Origin of the sequence: Pilimelia terevasa, assembly GCF_014647915.1 — a bacterium.
GTDB lineage: Bacteria > Actinomycetota > Actinomycetes > Mycobacteriales > Micromonosporaceae > Pilimelia > Pilimelia terevasa.
The window spans coordinates 169353-190250 of record NZ_BMQC01000008.1 but is presented as its reverse complement, the minus strand read 5'-3'; the positions used below and the strand labels follow the sequence as shown (position 1 = coordinate 190250).

22 protein-coding genes are annotated in these 20898 nt (G+C 75.1%); 10 read left to right on the top strand and 12 right to left on the bottom strand.

Features of this window, described 5'->3' with window-relative positions; all coding sequences use genetic code 11:
• Positions 1-762, top strand: coding sequence for an amino acid ABC transporter ATP-binding protein (locus IEY75_RS13550; protein ID WP_189114673.1), 762 nt, complete (start codon positions 1-3; stop codon positions 760-762).
• A gap of 70 nt (positions 763-832) precedes the next feature.
• Positions 833-1423, top strand: coding sequence for a hypothetical protein (locus IEY75_RS13545; protein WP_189114672.1), 591 nt, complete (start codon positions 833-835; stop codon positions 1421-1423).
• 53 nt (positions 1424-1476) lie between these two features.
• Here IEY75_RS13545 and IEY75_RS13540 read toward each other — a convergent pair whose 3' ends face one another.
• The 4 genes from IEY75_RS13540 to IEY75_RS13525 form a co-directional block, all read right to left on the bottom strand.
• Positions 1477-2385 carry a serine protease gene (locus IEY75_RS13540; RefSeq protein WP_189114671.1) on the bottom strand — a complete coding sequence of 303 codons (909 nt, stop codon included), beginning with the start codon at positions 2383-2385 and terminating at the stop codon, positions 1477-1479.
• Between the two features lie 354 nt (positions 2386-2739).
• Positions 2740-4143 (bottom strand): aminotransferase class V-fold PLP-dependent enzyme, encoded by a 1404-nt coding sequence (locus tag IEY75_RS13535; RefSeq protein WP_229789656.1) that lies wholly within the window; start codon positions 4141-4143, stop codon positions 2740-2742.
• 99 nt (positions 4144-4242) lie between these two features.
• Positions 4243-5856 carry a methyl-accepting chemotaxis protein gene (locus IEY75_RS13530; RefSeq protein WP_189114670.1) on the bottom strand — a complete coding sequence of 538 codons (1614 nt, stop codon included), beginning with the start codon at positions 5854-5856 and terminating at the stop codon, positions 4243-4245.
• 47 nt (positions 5857-5903) lie between these two features.
• Positions 5904-6362, bottom strand: coding sequence for an Lrp/AsnC family transcriptional regulator (locus tag IEY75_RS13525; RefSeq protein ID WP_189114669.1), 459 nt, complete (start codon positions 6360-6362; stop codon positions 5904-5906).
• 146 nt (positions 6363-6508) lie between these two features.
• Between IEY75_RS13525 and ddaH the strand changes: the two genes are divergently transcribed.
• Positions 6509-7327: a dimethylargininase gene (gene ddaH / locus IEY75_RS13520; RefSeq protein ID WP_189114668.1), complete on the top strand. Its 819-nt coding sequence runs from the start codon at positions 6509-6511 to the stop codon at positions 7325-7327.
• A gap of 14 nt (positions 7328-7341) precedes the next feature.
• Here ddaH and IEY75_RS13515 read toward each other — a convergent pair whose 3' ends face one another.
• Entirely contained in the window at positions 7342-8532 is a 1191-nt protein-coding gene (locus IEY75_RS13515) for an ABC transporter substrate-binding protein (RefSeq protein WP_189114667.1), read from the bottom strand.
• Positions 8533-9026: 494 nt separating this feature from the next.
• Here IEY75_RS13515 and IEY75_RS13510 point away from each other — a divergent pair, with 494 nt between their 5' ends.
• Complete coding sequence (locus IEY75_RS13510; protein WP_373290271.1) at positions 9027-9620, top strand: bacterial proteasome activator family protein; 594 nt, start codon at positions 9027-9029, stop codon at positions 9618-9620.
• 37 nt (positions 9621-9657) lie between these two features.
• On the opposite strand, the gene IEY75_RS13505 is transcribed toward IEY75_RS13510, so the two are convergent.
• The gene (locus IEY75_RS13505) at positions 9658-10506 is read right to left on the bottom strand and encodes an HAD hydrolase family protein (protein ID WP_189114665.1); all 849 of its coding nucleotides are present in this window, start codon (positions 10504-10506) and stop codon (positions 9658-9660) included.
• A 165-nt stretch (positions 10507-10671) separates the two neighbouring features.
• The gene (serS, locus tag IEY75_RS13500; RefSeq protein ID WP_189114664.1) at positions 10672-11934 is read right to left on the bottom strand and encodes a serine--tRNA ligase; all 1263 of its coding nucleotides are present in this window, start codon (positions 11932-11934) and stop codon (positions 10672-10674) included.
• Positions 11935-12087: 153 nt separating this feature from the next.
• Between serS and IEY75_RS13495 the strand changes: the two genes are divergently transcribed.
• The 3 genes from IEY75_RS13495 to IEY75_RS13485 all read left to right on the top strand — a co-directional run bounded on the left by IEY75_RS13495 (position 12088) and on the right by IEY75_RS13485 (position 14026).
• A complete protein-coding gene (locus tag IEY75_RS13495; RefSeq protein ID WP_189114663.1) occupies positions 12088-12324 on the top strand; it encodes a helix-turn-helix domain-containing protein in 237 nt (78 codons plus the stop codon).
• A 3-nt stretch (positions 12325-12327) separates the two neighbouring features.
• On the top strand, positions 12328-12870 hold the full coding sequence (locus IEY75_RS13490) for a Clp protease N-terminal domain-containing protein (RefSeq protein ID WP_189114662.1): 543 nt from the start codon (positions 12328-12330) through the stop codon (positions 12868-12870).
• A gap of 199 nt (positions 12871-13069) precedes the next feature.
• A complete protein-coding gene (locus IEY75_RS13485) occupies positions 13070-14026 on the top strand; it encodes a diacylglycerol/lipid kinase family protein (RefSeq protein ID WP_189114661.1) in 957 nt (318 codons plus the stop codon).
• Positions 14027-14158: 132 nt separating this feature from the next.
• On the opposite strand, the gene IEY75_RS13480 is transcribed toward IEY75_RS13485, so the two are convergent.
• Complete coding sequence (locus IEY75_RS13480; protein ID WP_189114660.1) at positions 14159-15751, bottom strand: phytoene desaturase family protein; 1593 nt, start codon at positions 15749-15751, stop codon at positions 14159-14161.
• A 279-nt stretch (positions 15752-16030) separates the two neighbouring features.
• On the opposite strand from IEY75_RS13480, the gene IEY75_RS13475 reads away from it, so the two are divergent.
• Positions 16031-16465, top strand: a complete 435-nt coding sequence (locus tag IEY75_RS13475) for an OsmC family peroxiredoxin (protein WP_189114659.1) — start codon at positions 16031-16033, stop codon at positions 16463-16465.
• Positions 16466-16510: 45 nt separating this feature from the next.
• Here the strand turns inward: IEY75_RS13475 and IEY75_RS13470 are convergent, their stop codons facing one another.
• Positions 16511-16942: an enediyne antibiotic chromoprotein gene (locus tag IEY75_RS13470; RefSeq protein ID WP_189114658.1), complete on the bottom strand. Its 432-nt coding sequence runs from the start codon at positions 16940-16942 to the stop codon at positions 16511-16513.
• Between the two features lie 139 nt (positions 16943-17081).
• Between IEY75_RS13470 and IEY75_RS13465 the strand changes: the two genes are divergently transcribed.
• The gene (locus tag IEY75_RS13465) at positions 17082-17435 is read left to right on the top strand and encodes a metallopeptidase family protein (protein ID WP_189114657.1); all 354 of its coding nucleotides are present in this window, start codon (positions 17082-17084) and stop codon (positions 17433-17435) included.
• A 157-nt stretch (positions 17436-17592) separates the two neighbouring features.
• Positions 17593-18318: an AIM24 family protein gene (locus IEY75_RS13460; protein ID WP_189114656.1), complete on the top strand. Its 726-nt coding sequence runs from the start codon at positions 17593-17595 to the stop codon at positions 18316-18318.
• Between the two features lie 47 nt (positions 18319-18365).
• Here the strand turns inward: IEY75_RS13460 and pheA are convergent, their stop codons facing one another.
• The 3 genes from pheA to IEY75_RS13445 form a co-directional block, all read right to left on the bottom strand.
• Complete coding sequence (gene pheA, locus IEY75_RS13455; protein WP_189114655.1) at positions 18366-19328, bottom strand: prephenate dehydratase; 963 nt, start codon at positions 19326-19328, stop codon at positions 18366-18368.
• Between the two features lie 38 nt (positions 19329-19366).
• Positions 19367-19840, bottom strand: coding sequence for a hypothetical protein (locus IEY75_RS13450; RefSeq protein WP_189114654.1), 474 nt, complete (start codon positions 19838-19840; stop codon positions 19367-19369).
• Between the two features lie 111 nt (positions 19841-19951).
• Positions 19952-20656 carry a hypothetical protein gene (locus IEY75_RS13445; protein ID WP_189114653.1) on the bottom strand — a complete coding sequence of 235 codons (705 nt, stop codon included), beginning with the start codon at positions 20654-20656 and terminating at the stop codon, positions 19952-19954.
• Positions 20657-20898 lie beyond the last annotated feature (242 nt).

Below are 20898 nucleotides of genomic sequence, written 5' to 3'. Positions count from 1 at the left end.
ATGGCCGGCCACGCGGCGACCACCGACACGGCGGCGATCTCGGTCCGCGGCCTGCACAAGTCCTTCGGCCCCCTGGCGGTGCTGAAGGGCGTCGACCTGGAGGTGGCGCGCGGCGAGGTGGTGTGCGTCGTCGGGCCGTCCGGCTCCGGCAAGTCGACGCTGCTGCGCTGCGTCAACCTGCTGGAGGAGCCGACGGCCGGCACCGTCCGGGTCGCGGGCGTCGAGGTCACCCACCCCGACTGCGACATCGACGGGGTCCGGCGGCGGATCGGGATGGTGTTCCAGTCCTTCAACCTGTTCGGCCACCTGTCGGTCCTCCAGAACGTGATGATCGCGCAGCGCCGGGTGCTCCGGCGCCCGGCGGCGGTGGCGCGGCGGATCGCCCGGGAGAACCTGGACCGGGTGGGCCTGGCCGAGAAGGCCGACGCCTACCCGGCGCAGCTCTCCGGCGGCCAGCAGCAGCGGGCGGCCATCGCCCGGTCGCTGGCCATGAACCCGGAGCTGATGCTGTTCGACGAGCCGACCAGCGCGCTGGACCCGGAGCTGGTCGGCGAGGTCCTGGCGGTGATGCGGTCGCTGGCCGACGAGGGCATGACGATGATGGTCGTGACCCACGAGATGGGCTTCGCCCGGGAGGTCGCCGACCGGGTGGCGTTCATGGACGGCGGCGCGATCGTCGAGTCCGGCCCGCCCGCGGCCGTGCTGGGCAGCCCCCGGCAGGCCCGGACGCGCGAGTTCCTGCACCGGGTGCTCCAGCAGTGACCCGCGCCGCCGCCCCGCGGTAGCCGATCGGCCGCTGCGGGGCAGCCGGCCGGCTTCCTAAACTGTGCAGATGGACAGTCACAAAGGACACTCGCACCCGGGACATCGCCACCGCGGACACCGGCTCGCCACGCGACTGCTCGCGGCGCTCGCCGCGGGCGGGGTCGTCCTCGCCGCCGCACCGGCCGGGGCCGCCGGCCCGCCGGCGGACCCCGTCGCGGGGCGCTGCGTCCGCGGCGAGGGAAACTCCGGCCGGATCACCGGCATGACCGCGGTGGAGGACGGCCTGCTGGTCTCCGGCTGGGTGCGCTACTGCCGGCCGTACCGCCTCCCGGACGCGCACACGCTCACGGCCGTCCTGGCCACGGTCGGCGCCCATGTCGACTCGCGGGAGCCGACCTCCTGGGGCTCGCAGTACAGCTACCCGGCGCACCGGGTACGCCGGCACTTCCGCGACCTGCACGTCGTGGCGGCGCCGGGCGTGCACCACACGTGCCTGTACGCCGCCACCTCCCCCCTGGACTGCTGGTCGACGCCCGCCGCGGACCCGGACGACCTCAGCCCCACGCCCACGCCCCGGGTCGAGGGGCCGAGCCCGGCCCGGCTGCCGCTCGCGCGCGACCACGGCAACGAGCGCCCGAACTGCGGCACCTGCTGGTGACGCGGCGCCCGGCCGCGGCCCGGTGAGGCGGCGCCCGCCCGCGGCGGCCCGCCTCAGGAGGCCAGGGCCGTGGCCAGCGCGGGATCGGCGGTCTCGGCGGGCGCGGCCCCGCCGAGTTCCTTGATCGCCGCCTTCACCGGACCGAGCAGCGCGCTCATCTGCGCGTAGTGGCCGGGCTCATTGGGCTTGGCGCAGCCCTTGCCCCAGCTCGTCACCCCGACCAGGACCCAGCGGCTGCCCGCCTTGACCGCGAGCGGGCCGCCGGAGTCGCCCTGGCAGGTGTCCTTGCCGCCGTTCTTCAGGTCCCCGGCGCACACCTCGACGAAGGCGGCCGGGCCGCACTTGTTGTCGGGGACCAGCGGGACCTCGACCTGCATGAGGGTGTCGCTCATCTTGCCGCCCTCGGCGACGGCGCCCCAGCCCATCACCGTGAACCGGGCGGCCTTGTCCCTGCTGGCGTCCGAGGGCAGGACCGCGAACGACGGCGCCTGGTACCCGCGGTCGAGCTTGACGATCGCCCAGTCGCCCTTTTCGGGGCCGGGCCCGGACTTGAACTTGCTCCCGGTCCGCTTCACGCCGTCCTTGAACCGCACCTTGCCGATGCTGGCCTCGACCTTGGTCGCGCCCTCCAGGCAGTGGGCGGCGGTGACGATGATGTCGGCGGACACGAGCGAACCCCCGCAGACGAGCGGCCCGCTCCCGGCCTGCACCGCGAGGTGCGCCATCCACGGGTAGGCACCGGCGGGGGCGGGCTTGCCGCCGATGATCGCCTGGCCGGCGCCGGCCGGCGCCGACGGATCGGGGGCCGGTGCGGTCGGCGTGGCCGGCGCGCCGTCGCCGGTGGCGGCCGGGGCCTCGGGTACCGGGCTGGCGTGGGCGGTGGGCACGAGGGCGGCGGCCGCCAGAGCGAGGGCGACACCGGCGGCGGACAGGGCGGCAGTGCGCAAGGTACGGCGATTCACAAGCAACTCCATCAGGACGATGCAGATGTCGCACATACCTCTCCGCGCTGTCCCTCAAGCTCGCTCGGGCGCTGCGGAAAGCTCGTCGCGACTCCTCTTCGTGCCTGGCCATCCTCGCTCACATAATCGGCAGTTGTCGATAGCTTATAGCTACTGACCTGCGGAAACTTTCTACGCAAACGGGCTCGGCAACACCGAAACGCGTCGGCGGACACCTCGCGGCGGGCGGGTCCGCCCGCACCGTCAGCCATTCAGACGCACCGCGGACCGACCGCGTTTCACGACCGGCCGAAATGCGGAAACCCCCGCCGGGGCGGGGGTTTCCGATGGTGCGGTCCGGTCAGGGGTGCGGGGTCAGCCCAGCGGGTTCGCCGCGCACGGGGACAGGCCCGGGCCGGCGGCCGGGTTCACCGCGGCCCACTCCGGCCACGGCCGCGGGTCGGGCTGCGGGAGCCAGCCCTGGGCGGTGGCGGCGTACTGCCACCGCGGCCCCTCGGTGAGGTATGCGTCCAGCGCCGCGACCAGCCGGTCGATGTCCCCGGCGTGCGACCCGACGCCGAAGCTCGCCCGGATCGCGCCCTCGCGGCCGAAGCCCAGCCGCGCGAACAGCGGGTGCGCGCAGAACCGGCCCGTCCGCACGCCGACGCCGTGCTCGGCGGACAGGTACGCCGCCACCCGCGCCGGGTCGTGCCCGTCGAAGGTGAACGTCGCCAGCCCGATCACGTCCGGCGCGTCCTCCCAGATGCGGACGATGCGCGCGCCGAGGGCGGACAGACCGTCGGTCAGGCGGGTGCGCAGGGCCAACTCCTGGGCCTCCATGGCGCCGGCCGGCAGCCCGCGCAGCGCCGTGGCCGCCGCGGCCATGGCGACCGCCCCGAGCACGTTCGGCGAGCCCGCCTCGTGCCGCTGCGGGCCGGTGGTCCAGGAGATCTCGCCCAGGCTGACGTCGTGGACCGCGCCGCCGCCGTACAGGAACGGCTCGGCCCGGTCCAGCCAGTCGCGGCGGCCGACCAGCGCGCCGGCCCCGTACGGCGCATACAGCTTGTGGCCGGCGAACGCCACGTAGTCGACGTCCGTCGCCGCCATGTCGATCGGCCGGTGGGGCGCCAACTGGGCGGCGTCGACCAGGACCCGGGCGCCGCGGGCGTGCGCGAGCGCGACGATGTCGGCCAGCGGGGTGACCTCGCCGGAGACGTTGGAGGCGCCGGTCACCGCCACGAGCGCGGCGGGGCGGGCGTCCAGGTCGGCCGCCAGCACGGCCAGCGTCTCGCCGACCGTGGCCGCGGCCGTGACGCAGCGGTGGGCGCGGGCGCGCCAGGGCAGCAGGTTGGCGTGGTGCTCGATGTCAAGGAAGACGACCTCGCCGCCGGCCGGCACGGCGCGGGCGGCCAGGTTCAGCGCGTCGGTGGTGCAGCGGGTGAAGATCACCTCGTCGTCGCCGCGGGCCCCGACGAACGCCGAGATCTCCTCGCGGGCGGACTCGAACAGCGAGGTCATCACCTGCGAGGCGTAACCGGCGCCGCGGTGCACGCTGGAGTACAGCGGCAGCGCGGTGGTCAACCGCGCGGCGACGGACTCCAGCGACGGGGCGCTGGCCGCGTAGTCCAGGTTCGCGTACGGCACGGTCCCGCCGGTCACCACCGGCACCGGGACGCCGCCGCCCACCACCGGCAGCAGCGGACGGGCGCCGGGGGCGGCCGAAGCGGCAGCCGATCCGTCCGTTCCGCTGATCACGGCATCCTCCATATCGACAGTCATGGACACACCATACCGACCGCCGTTGCCCCGCGGGAGCGCCGCCGCCCCGCCCCGCCGACGGCGCGCGGTTCTCCGGCGGCGCGGCCGGGCGGCCGGCCGTCACTGCACCCGGAAGCTGCCGATCAGCGCGGTCAACCGGGCCGACCGCTGGGCCAGCTCATCGGCGGTGACCTGGGTCTGGCCGACGCCCGTGCTGGTGTCGTTGGCCGACTGGGCGATCCCGGTGATGTTCTCCGAGATGCTCGACGTACCGGTCGCGGCCTCCCCGACGCTGCGGCTGATCTCGTTGGTCGTGGCCGTCTGCTCCTCGACCGCGGCGGCGATCGTCTGCTGGTATGAGTGCACCCGGTCGATCACGGCGGTGATGGCGCCGATGGCCCGGGTGGCGTTGTTGGCGCCGCCCTGGATCGCCTCGATCCGGCCGGCGATGTCGCCCGTGGCCCGGGCGGTCTCCTGCGCCAGGTCCTTGACCTCGGAGGCCACGACGGCGAAGCCCTTGCCGGCCTCGCCCGCCCGGGCCGCCTCGATCGTGGCGTTGAGCGCGAGCAGGTTCGTCTGCTCCGCGATCGAGGTGATCACCTTGAGGACGGCGCCGATCTCCGCGGACGCGGCGTCGAGCTGTCCCATGATCTCCTCGGCATGGTGCGCCTCGCCGACCGCCTCGGCGGCCACGGCGGACGCCTGGCTCGCGTTCTCGGCGATCTCCCGGATCGACGCCGTCATCTGCTCGGCGCCCGCGGCCAGCGTGTGTACCGTCGCCGACACCTCCTCGGTGGAGGCGGCGACGATGCCGGCCTGGGTCGCCGACTCGCCGGAGGAGAGGGCGATCTCGCGGCTGGTGACGGACAGCTCCTCGGCGCTGGCGGCCACGGTCCGGGCGTGGTCGCCGACCTCCGCCAGGGTGTCCCGGGTCCGGGCGTTGGCCTGGTCGAGCGCGCCGGCCATCTCGCCGATCTCGTCGGTCTGGGCGACCGCGGCGGACGTGGTCAGGTCGCCCTCGGCCATCGCCCGCAGCACGGCGGACACCCGGCGCAGCGGCGGCACGATGCTGCGCTGGACGAACACCGCGCCCAGCACCATCAGCAGGGCCGCGGCCATGGCCATGGCCGGGATCCAGCCGCGCTCGGCGGCGCTGCTGGCGGCGAACTCCTGCCGGATCCCGTCGGCCCGGGCGACCGACGCCCTGCCGGCGGCCTCCCCCTCGCGCACCATCCGCTGGTAGGTCGCCACCGCGTCGCCGACGACCAGGGCGTCGGCGGCGGCGCGGTCCGCGGGGCGGCCGGTGCGGTACCGGGCCACGATCCGGGCGTCCAGCGCCATGAAGTCGGCGAACGCCGTCCGGAACGCCGCGGCGTGGGCGCGCGCCTCGGGGCTGACCATCTCCGCGTACGTGCGGGCGTACTCGGTCTCCACCACCGCGGCCGCGACCAGGAACGCCTGCCGGTTGGCGGCGGTGTCCCCCGCCGCGGCCGGGCCGTGCCGGCCGACGTCGAGCGCGTAGGCCGTCTGCCAGCCGTTGAGGTCGGCGGCGCGGTAGGTCAGCGCGGTGACGTCGCGGGACAGCTCCGTGGCCCGCACGGCGCGGTCGGCGGCGGCCTCGCCGTCGCGCGAGGCCAGGTAGCCGATGGCGGCCACCGCGGTGAGCAGGCTCAGGGCGACCCCGGCGTTGACGACGAGCTTCGTTCCGACCCGGAGGTTTCGCAGTGACGGCATGACGGCCCGATCGGCAGCCGGGCCGCCGGGCTGAGCAGAGTGGCCGGCTACCCCTCCGGGAAGACCTGCGCCGGGGGCTCGGTCAGGCGGGAGAGGACGATCAGGCTGCGGGTGGAGGCGACGAACGGCTCGCCGCGCAGCCGCTGGAGGATCCGCTCCATGTGGGAGATGTCGGCCGCGCGCAGGTGGACCAGCGCGTCGGCCTGCCCCGACACCGTGTAGGCGGCCACCACCTCCGGGTGCCGGCGGACCGCGGCGGCGAGCTGCGACCGCGAGGTCCGGCCCGAGCAGTACAGCTCCACGAACGCCTCGGTCGACCAGCCCACGGCGGCCGGGTCCACCACGGCGGTGAAGCCCCGGATGACCCCGTGCGCGCGCAGCCGGTCCACCCGCCGCTTCACGGCCGGCGCGGACAGCGAGACCCGCGCGCCGATCTCGGCGTACGAGATGCGCGCGTTGGCGACCAGACTGGCAACGATCTGCTGGTCCACGGGATCAATACGCAATGTTCCGACGCTCCCACGCAAGATTGCCTACTGTTTGTGCAGCCGGCACGCTACTTACTCTTAGTCACCGCACTGAGGCCGGATCCGGCCCCGGGGCGGCGTCGTGCAGTCACTTAGGTGACGAGGGATACGGGAAGGGACAGCCGATGGAACGACTCGCCCGGCAGCGGAGCTACCTGCTGTGCCCGCCTACCCACTTCACCGTGGAGTACGTGATCAATCCGTGGATGGACCCGGACATCGCGGTCGACACCGCCCACGCGGTCGCGCAGTGGACCGACCTGCGCGACACCCTCGCCGGCCTGGGCCACGAGGTGTGCGAGCTGGCGCCCGAGCCCGGCCTGCCCGACATGGTCTTCGCCGCCAACGGCGCCTTCGTGGTCGACGGGGTGGCCTACGGCGCCCAGTTCAAGTACCCGCAGCGCGCCGCGGAGGCCAAGGCGCACCAGCGGTTCTACGAGGACGCCGGCTGGCGGTTCGTCCCGCCGACGGTCGTCAACGAGGGCGAGGGCGACTTCGCGTACCTGCCCGCCGCCCACGGCGGCCTGATCCTGGCCGGCTTCGGTTTCCGCACCGAGACCGACGCCCACGGCGAGGCCCAGGAGGCCCTCGGCCGCCCGGTGATCAGCCTCAAGCTGGTCGACCCGCACTTCTACCACCTCGACACGGCACTGGCCGCGCTCGACGACGGCAACGTCGTCTACTACCCCGCGGCCTTCTCGGACTCCTCGCAGCGGGTGCTGCGCCAACTGTTCCCCGACGCCGTCGTCGCGCCGCGCGAGGACGCGATGGCGTTCGGCCTGAACCTGGTCAGCGACGGCCGCAACGTCGTGCTCAACACCGAGTGCGCCGGCCTGGCCCGCACGCTGGCCGCCGCCGGCTACCACCCGGTGCCCGTCGACCTGTCCGAGCTGAAGAAGGGCGGCGGCAGCGTGAAGTGCTGCGTCGCCGAACTGCGCCGCTGACCCGGCGCGGCCGGTCAACCGAGGGTCGCCAGTTCGCGGATGACGACGTTGGAGGTGACCTGGCCGTCGGCCCGGACCTCGCGCAGGTACCACTTCTGCTGGGGCGTGCGGGACTGGTTGAACTGCCACAGCCCGCGCGGGCTGTCGACCTGGCCGACGCGGCCCAGGTGCAGGTTGATGGTCTGGGCGCTCAGGTCACCCTTGGCGAGCTGGACCGCCCGGTCCAGCACGGCCGCGGCGTCGTAGGCGGCCATCGCGTAGGTCGTCGGCGCCGCGCCGTGCTCCTTGCGGTACGCGGAGGCGAAGACCCGGTTGGCCGGGTACGGCAGGTCGGCCGAGTAGTTCAGCGCCGTGGTGATGCCCACGGCCGGGGCGCCCGCCTCGGCGACGCCGGTGCCCTCGGTCAGGAACCCGGTGCCGTACAGGCCGGCCGTGACGCCCGCCGACCGGTACTCCCGGACGAACTCCGCCGCCGCCGGACCGGTCAGTGCCGCGAACACCGCCGCCGGGCGGCGCTGCCGGATCTGCCGGACCAGGCCCGCGTACGCGCCCTTGCCCGGGTTGGCGGCGGCGCCCGCGAACATCGGCTCCCGGTCCAGCCGGGCGTCGGTGCCGAAGCCGTCCCGGAACCCGTCGAGCACGTCCTGCCCGCCGCGCTGGTCCGGCAGCACCATGACCACCCGGCCGCTGACGTTCTCCGCCATGTACCGGCCCATCGCCAGGCCGGGGTCGGTGCCCACGTAGGACGTGCGCCAGACGAAGATCTCGCCCTGGAGGCTCGCCGGAGAGCCGTTCACGCCGATCAGCGGGATCTTCGCCGCCCGGATCGGGTCGCGCAGCGCGCTGAGGACGTCCGGCGAGGCGACGCCCGCCACGGCGGCCACCCCCTTGCCGACCAGTTCGGCCAGGCCGGCCCGGCCGCTGTCGGCGGTCTCGCCCTCGTCGGCGGTCTCCACCTGGACGCGGTGGCCGCCGAGGATGCCGCCGTGCCGGCGCAGGTACAGCGCGAAGCCGCGCCGCATGTCGTCGCCCACGGCCTTGTTGACGCCGGAGGTGGGCAGCAGCAGGCCGACGGACACGGTCCGGTCGCTGACCGCCGCGACCTCGTCGCCCGGCTCGGCGGACGCGCCGCACCCGCCCAGGGTCACGACGACCACCGCGCCGGCGAGCAGCCGGAGCGCACGCCGGCACTTGATTTGCGACACGGGTCCTCCCCAGTATGCCTACCCGTTTACGCCCCGATTCGCGGTTGTACAGTCCCCCGTACCCTGCCGTCAACCAGCGAAGGGCCTCGATCCACCTCCCGCCGGCGCCTCCTGGCCGGACGGACGGCGACCGCCCCCTGTCGCCCCATGGCGCCGGGCCCGCCATCGGCGACGGGTGCGGGTGCCAGCCCCGCCGCTGCCCCGGCCGCACCGCTCCCCCACAGAACGGTCTCCGCGGGACGTACCCCGCGGACACGGCCGACGCGTACCGCGGCGCCCGGAAGAACGATCCAAGCGCCGGGCCGACGGGTCCCCCCGCTGCCGGGCCGGCCGGTGAGGGCCGCGCGGCGCGGAGGCGGACGACTACGGGGGACGCTAGCCGAACAGTCGTGCCACAAGCGAGCCCCGCGTCCCCGAGCGACCGTAAAGAGCACATTCGTCCACGGGTACCGCCGCCGGTGGCGCGGTGGCAGGCCGCGCGAGCGTGCGCCAAGATGGACCCCATGACCGACGACGCACCGCAGTCCACCCCCGCCAAGAACGCCGCCTCCCCCGACCAGCCGCAGCAGCCGACCGTCGTGGTGGTCGGCCCCGACGGCAGCCCGGTGAAGATGGCGGAGGGGGCCGGGGACGCCGACGGCGACGACCCCGCCCGCCTCATCGAACAGCCGGCGAAGGTGATGCGCGTCGGCAGCATGATCAAACAGCTTCTGGAGGAGGTCCGGGCGGCGCCGCTGGACGAGGCCGGCCGGCAGCGCCTCGCCGACATCCACCGCCGCTCGATCACCGAACTGGAGGATGGCCTGGCGCCGGAGCTCCAGAGCGAGCTGGAGCGGCTGTCGCTGCCGTTCGAGGAGGGCAGCACGCCCAGCGAGCCGGAGCTGCGGATCGCCCAGGCGCAGCTCGTCGGCTGGCTGGAGGGGCTGTTCCACGGCATCCAGGCCACCCTCGTCGCCCAGCAGATGGCGGCGCGGATGCAGTTGGAGCAGATGCGCGGGCGGCCGGCGCTGCCGCCGGGCGCCGTCCCGGCGGAGCCGGTGGCCGGCGACCGCCCCGCCCCCCACTCGGGCACGGGCCAGTACCTCTGACCAGTCCGCGGCGGCCGGGCGCGCCGGCCGCCGCGGGTCAGGCGGCGCGCGGCTGCGGGGCCGCCTGCGGGCGGGCCAGCAGGGCGTCCAGGTAGCGGGCGACGCCGTCGGCGTCGTTGCTGGCGGCGACGTGGTCCGCCGCCGCCCGGACCGCGGGGTGGGCGTTGGCGACCGCGACCCGCCCCCAGCCGGCCCACGCGAACATCGCCAGGTCGATCGGCTGGTCGCCGAAGACGAGGACGTCGGCCGGTTCCAGGCCCAGCGCGTCGGTGACGATCTTCAGGCCGGCGGCCTTGTCGGCGCCCGGCGGCAGGATCTCGATGAACCCGAGGCCCGCCTGGGTCACGGTCGCCCGGTCCCCCGCCACCCGCTGGGCGACCGCCAGCAGGTCGTCGACGTGCCGGTCGGGGTGCCGGGCGAATGCCTTGATCACGTCGCCGACGACGCACTCGTGCCGGGGCCGGGCCTCGAACCGCTCGGGGTACCGCCAGGCCGGGTCGTAGTCGCCCCACAGCGAGGCGCCGGGGTCCTCCAGCGCCTCGACCATCACCGTCAGCGGGCCGACCGCCGCCTCCAGGTCCGCGATCAGCGGGCCGAGCACCTGGCCCGGGATGCGGCGCTCGGAGAGGTTGACCGGGCCGTGCGGGTCGCGCTGGTCGATCACCCAGCCGCCGCCCGCGAGGACGAGGTAGTCGGCCGCGCGGATGTCGTTGCGGGTCAGCTCCGTCAGCCGCGGGCCGCGGCCGGTGGCGCCCACGATGGGGATGCCGGCGGCGCGGACGCGGTCGAGGACGGCGTGGGTGTAGGCGGACACCGTGTCGTCGCTGCGGACGAGCGTGCCGTCCAGATCGGTGGCGACGAGCTTCGGCAGTTCCGGCCGCGGCATGGTGCCTCCTCACCCCTCCGCCGGCCGCGACAGCACCTCCGCCGCGCCGGACGGGGCAGCAACCGTACCGCCGGCACGCCAGCCGGGCCACCAATATCGTCCGAGCGGCGCCGGAACTCGACGTGACGTCCCGGCGCGGCTCGGACGCGCGGCCGGGGCGGACGGTCAGCCGGCGACGGGCTCCAGCAGCTCGCGGCCGCCGAGGTACGGGCGCAGCGCCGCGGGGACCCGGACCGCGCCGTCGGGCTGCTGGTGGTTCTCCAGAATCGCCACCAGCCAGCGGGTCGTCGCCAGGGTCCCGTTGAGGGTCGCGGCGACCTGCGTGCGGCCCTCGGCGTCGCGGTACCGGACGCCGAGCCGGCGGGCCTGGAACGTCGTGCAGTTCGACGTGGACGTGACCTCGCGGTACCGGCCCTGGCTGGGCACCCACGCCTCGCAGTCGTACTTGCGGGCGGCGCTGGAGCCCAGGTCGCCGGCCGCCACGTCGATCACGCGGTACGGCAGCTCCACCTTGGCCAGCATCTCCTCCTCCATTGCCAGCAGCGCCGCGTGCTCGGCCGCGGCGTCCTCGGGGCGGCAGTAGGAGAACATCTCGACCTTGTCGAACTGGTGCACGCGGATGATCCCGCGGGTGTCCCGGCCGTACGAGCCGGCCTCGCGGCGGAAGCAGGACGACCAGCCCGCGTACCGCACCGGCGCGGACAGGTCGAGGATCTCGTCGCCGTGGTACGCCGCCAGCGGCACCTCGGAGGTCCCGACCAGGTACAGGTCGTCGGCCTCCAGGCGGTACACCTCGGCGGCGTGGGCGCCGAGGAAGCCGGTGCCCTCCATCGAGGCCGGCTTGACCAGCGCCGGGGTGATCATCGGCACGAACCCGCGCTCCACGGCCTGCGCGACCGCGAGCTGGAACATCGCGAGCTGGAGCTGGGCGCCGACGCCGCGCAGGAAGTAGAAGCGGGAGCCGGAGACCTTCGCGCCGCGCTCGATGTCGATGGCGCCGAGCCGCTCGCCCAGCTCCAGGTGGTCGCGCGGGTCGGCGATGTCCGGCGGGGTGCCGACCTCGCGCAGCACCACGTAGTCGTCCTCGCCGCCGGCCGGTACGCCCGCCGCGACGACGTTGGGCAGCGCGAGCTGGGCCGCGCGCAGGTCGGCGTCCCGCGCGGCGACGACGCCCTCGGTGCGCCTGACCTCGGCGGCCAGGTCCTTCGTCTTGGCCAGCAGGGCGGCCCGCTCGTCGCCCGCGGCCGCGGGCACCTGCCGGCCGAGCACCTTCTGCTCCGCCCGCAGCGCCTCGAACGCCTGGACCGCCAGCCGCCGCCGCTCGTCGGCGGCGAGCAGGTCGTCCACGGCGGACTCCGGCTCGCCCCGCAGGCGCTGGCTGGCGCGGACGGCGTCGGGGTCCTCCCGGACCAGGCGAAGGTCGATCACGAGGTACGAGCCTACTCGGTGGCCGGCGCGCGCGGGGTGCGCCGGGCGGCCGAACGACGCCGCAGGCACCCGCGTTTCCCGGCTCTTCGTGGGATGGCCGACGGCCGTCAACCAAGGTTGACGAATCGCGGTCATGTCAACTAAGGTTGACGAATGAGTGACACCGCGACGCTCGTCGGCGCGGCCGGCGGCACCGACCCCCGCCAGGGGCTCGTGGCCGTCCGCGCCCTGCGCCGGCTGCTCGAACGCCTGGAGTCCCTCCAGGTCGACAACGCCCGCCGGCGCGGCTGGTCCTGGCAGGACATCGCCACCGTCCTGGAGGTCAGCAAGCAGGCCGTCCACAAGAAGCACGCCGGCCGGTCCGCCCTGCCGCCGTCCCGGGAGGAGTGACCGATGTTCGAGAGGTTCACCGAGGCCGCCCGCGAGGTGGTCGTCGCCGCGGTCGAACGGTCCGACGGCGCGACCGTCGACCTGCCCGCCCTGTGGCTCGCCCTGCTCGGCGGCGGCGGCCGCGGACCCGCGGTCCTGACCGGTGCCGGCGTCGACCTGGACCGGGCGGCCGAGGTCGCCGCCGCCGCGCGGGACACCGCCGACGGCCCGATCACCGACGTCGAGGTCGACGCGCTCGCCGACCTGGGGATCGACGTCGCGGCGGTCCGCGCCAGCGTCGAGGCCAGCTTCGGGCCGGGTGCGCTGGACCGGCCGGCCGCCGCCCCGCGCGGCTGGTTCCGCCGCCGGCACGCGCCATTCGGCCCGGCCGCGCGCAAGGTGCTCGAACTGGCGTTGCGCGAGGCGATCGCCCTCCGGCAGCGGGAGCTGGACACGACACACCTGCTGCTCGGCCTGGTCCGCGCCGACCCCGCGCTGGCCGCCCGGGTCGCCCCGGGCGCCGCGCTGGACACACTGCGTGCCCTGGCTACGGAATCGGGCCGGTGATTCGAGGATCTCGTCGGCGGTCTCGGCCCACACGAACGGTCGTGCGCGCCGCCACCGCTACGCTCACCCCGACGGCGCCAGGTGACCGCACTCCGCACCCGGACGGCGTACAGCGCCGCAATCGCCGGCTTCGCCGTCCGAACTGTGGCGAGAACATCTGCTGATGGGAGCGAGTCGCGATGACCGTTACCGGTTCCCGATGACCGTTACCGAGGGGACCCGCCGCACCAACCCGGCACCCAGGTCGGCCGTTGTCGTCAACCCGTCGAAGGTGAGCAACCTCGCCGAGCTGCGGCACACCGTCAACGAGGCGCTGTCGCGGGCCGGCTGGCCGGCCCCGCGGTGGCGCGAGACGAGCGCACAGGATCCCGGCCTCGGACAGACCCGCGCGGCCGTCGAGTCGGGTGCCGAGGTGGTCTTCGTGTGTGGCGGTGACGGGACCGTGATGTCGGCGGTCTCCGCGCTGGTCGGGACCGAGGTGTCCATGGCGATCCTGCCGGCCGGGACCGGCAACCTGCTCGCCGCGAACCTGGGGCTGTCGACCGACCTGGGCGCCGGCCTGGCCGTCGCGCTGGAGGGCGGCCTACGGCGCCTCGACGTCGGCCGGGTCGAGGGCCGGCACTTCGCGGTGATGGCGGGAATGGGCTTCGACGCACACATGCTCGATGCCACGTCCGACACCGCCAAGGCGCGCATCGGCTGGCCCGCCTATGTCCTCGGCGCCGTCAGGCATCTGCGGGACCGCCCGATGCAGGTCACCGTCCGCGTCGACGGCGGCGCCCCGATGCGGCGGCGCGCCCGTTCGGTGCTCGTCGCCAACGTAGGTCGCCTACAGGGCGGGGTACCGCTGCTGAGCGAGGCGCGACCTGACGACGGCGTGCTGGACATCGCGATCCTGACGCCCGGTACGTTGCGTAAGTGGGCGACGTTGGCGTGGGGGCTCGTACGGCGCAGGAGGCGGATCCCGTCGGTGGAGACCTTCCGCGGGGCGCGCGTCGAAGTCGTCAGCGACCGGCCCCAGCCGCGCCAACTCGACGGTGACCTCATCGATCCCGGCGACCGACTGGTTGTCGAGGTGATGCCCCGTGCCTTCTGGCTGTGTGTACCCCGGCCCGCCGACTCCCCCGACCTCGCCGCCGACGCCGCGAACCGGTAACCGCACCGGCGCCGCCCCGGCCAGGGCCTCGCCCGGCAACCTTGCGGGGTAGTCGCCGGCCACAGCACCCGTCGCCGGGACAGCAAGGCGACCGTCGGAGGGGGTCTGCCGTGCGGAGGCCCCTTCAGCCGCTCAGCGGCGGTGGGGGCGGCGGTCGGCGAGGATCTGGCGCACGACGTTGCGGCCCGGGATGCCCGTCACGCCCCCGCCGCCGTGGGTGGCGCTGCCGGCCTGGTACAGACCGCGGACCGGGGTGCGCAGGTCCGCGTACCCGGCGGCCGGCCGCGCGTGGAACATCTGGCCCGGGGTCAGCTCGCCGTGGAAGATGTTGCCGCCGACCAGCCCGTACTCCGTCTCCATCGCGTGCGGCCCGATCACCTGCCGGTGCAGTACCGAGGCCGTGAAGCCCGGCGCGACCGCCTCGACCCGCGCGGTCAGCCGGTCGGCGTACGCGGCCAGCTCCGCCTCGTGCGGCGCCGCCGCGTACGTGTGCGGCACCCACTGGGTGAACGCGCTCACCACGTGCCGCCCCTGGGGCGCCAGCGTCGGGTCCACCACCGACGGGATGCAGATGTCCGCGAACGGCGCCGTCGCCGGGCGGCCCGCGACCGCCTCCTGGTAGGCGTTCTCCAGCTCGTCCAGCGACTCGGCGAGCACGATCGTGCCGCCGTACACCTCCGGGTCCGGCTCCGGGTGCGCGGCGAGGACCGGCAGCCGGTCCACCGCGAAATTGACCTTGACCGTGCCCGAGCGGGTCTGCCAGCCGCGGATGTCGGCGACGAAGTCGGCCGGCAGGTCGGCCGGGTCCAGCAGCCGCAGGAAGGACACCTGCGGGTGGGCGGTCGTGACGACCGTCGGGGCGCGCAGTTCGGTGCCGTCGGCCAGCGCCACCCCGCGCACCGCGCCGCCCGCGGTGAGGATCCGGTCGACCGGGGCGGCGCAGCGGATCTCCGCCCCGAACGCGCGGGCGGCCGCGGCGAGCGCGTTGCTCACCCCGCCCATGCCGCCGCGCGGGAACCCCCACGCGGCCTGCTGCCCGCCGACCTCGCCGACGTGGTGGTGCAGCATCACGTAGCCGGTGCCGGCGCTGCGCGGCCCCGCCCACGTACCGATCACCCCGGAGACGCTGAGCAGGCCGCGCACCGCGTCCGAGGCGAACCGCGGCTCCACCAGGTCGGCGATGCTCGCGGTGAACAGGCGCGTCAGGTCCACGGCGGCGCGCACGTCGACCCGGCGCAGGTGCCGCAGCAGGCCGGCCTGGCCTAGCAGGTCCGCCGGGCGGTGGCTGCCGAGCTTCGGCGGGATCTGGTGCAGCAGCGGGCCGACCGTCGCGCCGAGCCGTCCCAGCCACGCGTCCCACTCCTCGTAGGCGTCGGCGTCGGCCCTGCCGAACTCGCTGAGGAAGGCGTGCCGCCGCCGCGGGTCCGTCGCCATCCGCAGGGCCCGGCCGTCGGCCCGCGGCGCGAAGTACGGGCCCTGGGGGTACACGTGGTAGCCGTGCTGCGCCAGCCGCAGGTCGCGGACCAGGTCGGGGGGCAGCAGCGAGACGACGTACGACAGGGACGTCACGGTGTAGTCCGGCCCGAACGGGCGCTCGCTGACCGCCGCGCCCCCGACCACCGGGCGGCGCTCGCAGACGACGACCCGCCAGCCGGCCCGCGCCAGGTACCCGGCGGCGACGAGCCCGTTGTGCCCGCCGCCGACGACGATCACGTCATAGGTCATCCCCCGACTCTCCCTGTTCGCCGGTTCCGGCACACCGGTTCCGGCCGAATTCCGGCCGTCCGCGGCCGGCCCCGGCGGGTACGGCGGGCACACCGGGCGCGGCGGGCACGGCGGGCGCCGCGGGACCGGCCGCGGAGGGCGCGACCCGGGACGGCCGCACTCGCCCCGCTCCGTCCGCGTCGCCGTCCAATGCGTACCCCCGACGCCGCCGCCGGTGCGCGACCCGCCCGGCGGCGGCGCGCGGCGCCGGATCCGCGGGGAGGGACTAGCCTCGTCCCCATGTCGATTCGTACTGCTGAGGCTCACTGGGAAGGGACCCTGCGCGAGGGGGTCGGGACCGTTCGCACGGGGAAAGGCGGGATCACCGGGAACTACTCGTTCCGGTCGCGGTTCGAGGAGGGCGAGGGCACCAACCCCGAGGAGCTGGTCGGCGCCGCGCACGCCGGCTGCTACTCGATGTTCCTCGCCAAGTTGCTGACCGACGCCGGCTGCGCGCCGCGGAAGCTCGAGACGACCGCGTCGGTCCAGCTCGACAGCACCGACGCCGGGCCGCGGGTGACGCGGATCGGCCTGGAGACCCGGGGCGACGTGCCGGGGATGGACGCGGCCGACTTCGCCAAGTGGGCGGAGGAGGCCAAGCAGAACTGCCCGATCTCGCACCTGCTCGCCGCCGGTACCGAGATCACCCTGACCGCGACGCTCGCGCCGCAGTGACCCGGGCGGTCGGGGGCACCGCGCCGGTGGCCCCCGACCGGCGGCTCAGGCGAAGGTGATCGGTGTCGAGCCGGTCACCTTCTGCTTCGGTTCGGCCACGCCCACCAGGCAGCCGCCGGGGTGGGTGCCGCAGTCGACCCTGCCGGCGGGCTTGCCGTCCTGGCCCACCCCGTCGTACGCCTTGTGCACGACGAGCTTGCCGCTGCCGGCGCCCGCGCGGTCGGTGGTGATCTCCACCTTCGAGGTGGTGTCGCACGAGACGGCGGCGGCGCCGGTGACGGCGCAGACCCCGCCGACGACCAGGGAGTTGGGCGGGTAGCCGGTCACGGAGACGGTCACCGTCGCGCCGTCGGGTACGGCGGCGGCCGGGTCGATGGAGACCTTCGGCGCGGCGGCGGTGGCGGCACCGGCGACGAGGGCGACGGCGCCGAGGCTGACGCCGACGATGAGGGCCGGGCGGAGTGCGGAAGCGAGCACGGGAATGTCCTTCACATGGGGGAACGGTGTCCGCGGCGCCGGGCGTCGGGCCGTCGGAGATCGATGAGAATCGATCGTATGCAGCGAGGGGACGCGCCGCATAGCCCCCGCGGCCGTCCGGCGGCGCAGAATGGACGCCATGGCGGTCGACATGAGCAGGTCCCGGTTCGAGGAATTGGTCGCGGAGGCGCTCGACGACGTGCCGACGGAGCTGATGGCGCTGATGGACAACGTCGTCGTGCTGGTCGAGGACGACCCGCCGCCCGGCGAGGAGGAGCTGCTGGGCCTGTACGAGGGCCATGCCCTCACCGAGCGCGGCTGGGACTACGCGGGCGTCCTGCCCGACCGGATCACCATCTACCGCGGTCCGACGCTGGCGATCTGCGACACCGAGGAGGACGTCGTCGAGGAGGTGGCGGTGACGGTCGTCCACGAGATCGCCCACCACTTCGGCATCGACGACGCCCGGCTGCACGCCCTCGGCTGGGGCTGACCGGGTCCCCCGCAGGAGGCCGGAGCCGCGCGACGCGCGGACGCGCGCGGCCGGCCGCGTCCCGCACGGGCGCGCGGCGGGTACCGTGGCGGCCACGGCGGCCCGCCGTCCCGAACCCGCGTGGCACGTCCCGCGACCGCCTCAGGAGGATCACAGAATGCGCAGCGCGATCTTCGCCGCCGAGAACCTGGAGAAGGAGTCGGACCAGCCCGGCCTGCGGCTGCAGAACTCCAAGATGTTGAAGGTCGAACTCCGCGGCGAGTGCATGGCGCGGACCGGCTCGATGGTGGCCTACCAGGGCCAGGTGCAGTTCCAGGCGATGGGCTCCGGCGGCGTCGGCAAGTGGCTGAAGCAGAAGGTCACCGGCGAGGGCGTGCCGCTGATGAAGGTCTCCGGCAACGGCGACGTCTTCCTCGCCGACGCCGCGGCCGACGTCCACCTGATCGACCTGGAGCAGGGCGACTCGCTGTCGATCAACGGGACCAACGTCCTGGCGTTCGAGACCTCGCTGCAGTACGACATCCAGATGGTGTCCGGGATGGGGATGCTGTCCTCCGCCGGCCTGTTCAACTGCGTCTTCAGCGGCGCCGGGCGGATCGCGATCACCACCAAGGGCACGCCCGTGGTGCTGAACGTGGACCAGCCCACGTACGCCGACCCGCAGGCGGCGATCTGCTGGTCGTCCAACCTCCAGACCGGCTACCACCGCGCGGACCAGCTCGGCATCGGCACGCTGCTCGGCCGGACCACCGGCGAGGCGTTCACCATGAGCTTCGCCGGCCAGGGCTTCGTCGTCGTCCAGCCCTCGGAGGAGCCGCCGGCCGGCCTGGCCGGCCAGCAGAACTCCGGCGGCGGCGGCCTGGGCGGCCTGCTCGGCGGCTGAGCCCCCACGGTGCGCCGTCCGCCGGAGGGCGCACCGCTACCGGTCCGTCAGCCGGGGCGGCCGGCGCGGAGGGCGGCCAGCCACGCCGCCGCGTCGGCGAAGTCGACCTCCGCCAGCCCGGCCGGGGTGTGCGGCCGGTCGGCGCGGGCGGCCAGCCGGTGCCGGGGGTACGAGCCGAGGAAGCGGACGTCGAAGCAGACCCGCCGCAGCCCCATCAGCGCCTCCCCCAGCGGCGGCTCCGCCACGTGCCCCGCGCAGTCGACGAGGAACACGTAGCTGCCCAGGCCGTCGCCGGTGGGCCGGGACTCGATCCGGGTGAGGCTGATGCCGCGCACGGCCAGCTCGGTGAGTACGCCGAGCAGGCCGCCGACGCGGTCCCGCCCCAGGCGGACCGCCACGGTGGTGACGTCGTCGCCCGAGGGCGGGGGTGGCGGCGCCGGGCGGCCGACCAGGACGAACCGGGTCTGCGCGTCGGCCCGGTCCGCGATCTGCTCCGCGAGCGCCCGCAGCCGGTACCGGCGCAGCCCCAGCGGGGCGCAGACCGCGGCGTCCACCTCCTGGTTGGCGGCGGCCGCTGCGGCGGCCGCGTTGGACAGCGCCTCGACGACCGTGGCGGCGGGGGCGTGGGCGCGCAGCCAGCCGCGGCACTGGGCGGCGGCCTGGGGGTGCGCGGCGACGGTGCGCAGCGCGCCGGCCGCCGCGGGGGCGTCGGCGTCGGCGCGGGTGGCGAGGACGAAGTTCACGGGCAGGACCACCTCACGGATGATCATCAGCGGGTCGCCCGCGGCCAGTTCGTCCATCGTGACGCCGACCGCGCCGCCGACGGAGTTCTCCAGCGGGACCAGCGCCGCGTCCGCCTCGCCCGCCCGGACGGCGTCGAGGGCGTCCGGGACGCTCGCGGCCGGGGTGCGGGTGCCGCGCGCGGCGGCGGGGACGGCGCGCAGCGCCTGCTCGGCGAAGGTGCCCTCGGGTCCGAGGAAGACGAAGCGGGTGGGCGGCACGCCAGGCATGGCGCCCAGCGTACTGGGGCGCGGGGGCGGGCCGGGGATCAGATCGCGCTGAAGAAGGTCAGCGACCCGACCACGGCGTCGCCGTCGCGCAGCGGTACCGCGATGCCGTCGACCGTCACGTCGTACGCGCCGTCGTGGACCCGCATCAGGCCGCGGGCCTGCCGGCCGGAGGTGAGGGCCAGCAGGGGCGGGATGGCGTCGATGTCGGCCTCGGGCAGCAGCCGCCGGGCGGCGGTGAAGTCGACCAGGTGCAGCACGCCGTCCAGCAGGTAGCGGCCGACGACCCCGCCGGGCGCGCCGAGGCCGAGCAGGGTGTGGCAGGCGACGGAGGCCGCGACGATGCCGCCCTCCACGTCGAGGACGAGGCACGGCTCGTCGGCGGCCGCCACGGCCGCGCTCCACCGGTCGAGGCTGCCCGCGGGGTGCGGGGCGGCGCCGTCGGGCCCGGCGCCGTCGGCCCGGTGCCGGGGCGGACCGGCCGGTTCGGACAGTGACAGCTCGACGTGTGCCACCGCACCTCCCGCACCGGGGTACCTCGCACGGGTACGTCGGCGTCAGGGGCCACGCTAGCTGTTCGCGTGGCCCGCGGCGAGCGCCGGGGCGGCCGAAGTTCCCCGGCCCGGTCAGTACGGGCTGGGCTCCGGCGCCGAGGTGGCCGCCCGGTCCTGCCGGTCCCGGTGGTGGTCGTCGTCCGAGGAGCGGTACGGCCGGTTGATCCACGTCGCCGGGTCGCCCGCGACGTGCGCGAGCTTCTCGGCGGTCCGCGGGCTGATCCGGTCGCCGCCGGCCAGCAGGAGCCGGTCCAGCTCGCGGTAGCTGGTCAGCAGGCAGTCGCGGGGCAGGCCGTGCATACTGATCCGCCCGGTGCCGACAAAGGCCAGGACGGCGACGACCGGCACGTCCACGCCGACCGCGCGGGAGAGCACCCGGGCGGCCGCCCCGGCGTCGCGGCGCGCCCGCGTGATGTGCGGGGGCCGCCGGCCGTTGATCTGGACCACGTCCCCGGCGATGAGGACGGTGCTGCGGCCGTGGTCGACGACGGTGACGGCGAAGACGCCCCCGGGGCCGATGACGAGGAAGCCGGCCTGCTCGCCGACGGCGGGGTCGTCGTCGGTGCGCGGCCAGTCGACGACGTGCCAGCCGGGGCCCAGCTCGTCGAGGCGGTCGGCGGCGCGGTTGCCGGCGGCCTCGGTCCGGCGCACGTCGCGGCGGGCGCGGTGGCGGCGGAACCAGTCGATCGGGGTGGCGGGGCGGTCCTGGACGGTCGGCAACGTCGGTGCTCCCTGTTCACTGTGTGCTCCGCGGCGCTGGCTCGGGATCCCTGTCATCGCTTACCTCCGGCGCTGATCGTGGCTGTGGCGATCGGTGGTACCGCGGCGGTCGGTGTGGTTCGGAGCGGTCATGGTCCTTCTCAGCGGATGGTCGCGGTCGCCGGGGGTAGGCCGGCGGTCCTGCGGGCCGGTTGGTCGTGGTGGGTGGCGCAGGTCTCAGCGGTTAGGCATTCAGTTGTGGCCCCATCACCGTAAGTCGCCAACCCCCGTACCAGGCAAGGTGCGGGTACCGAACGATT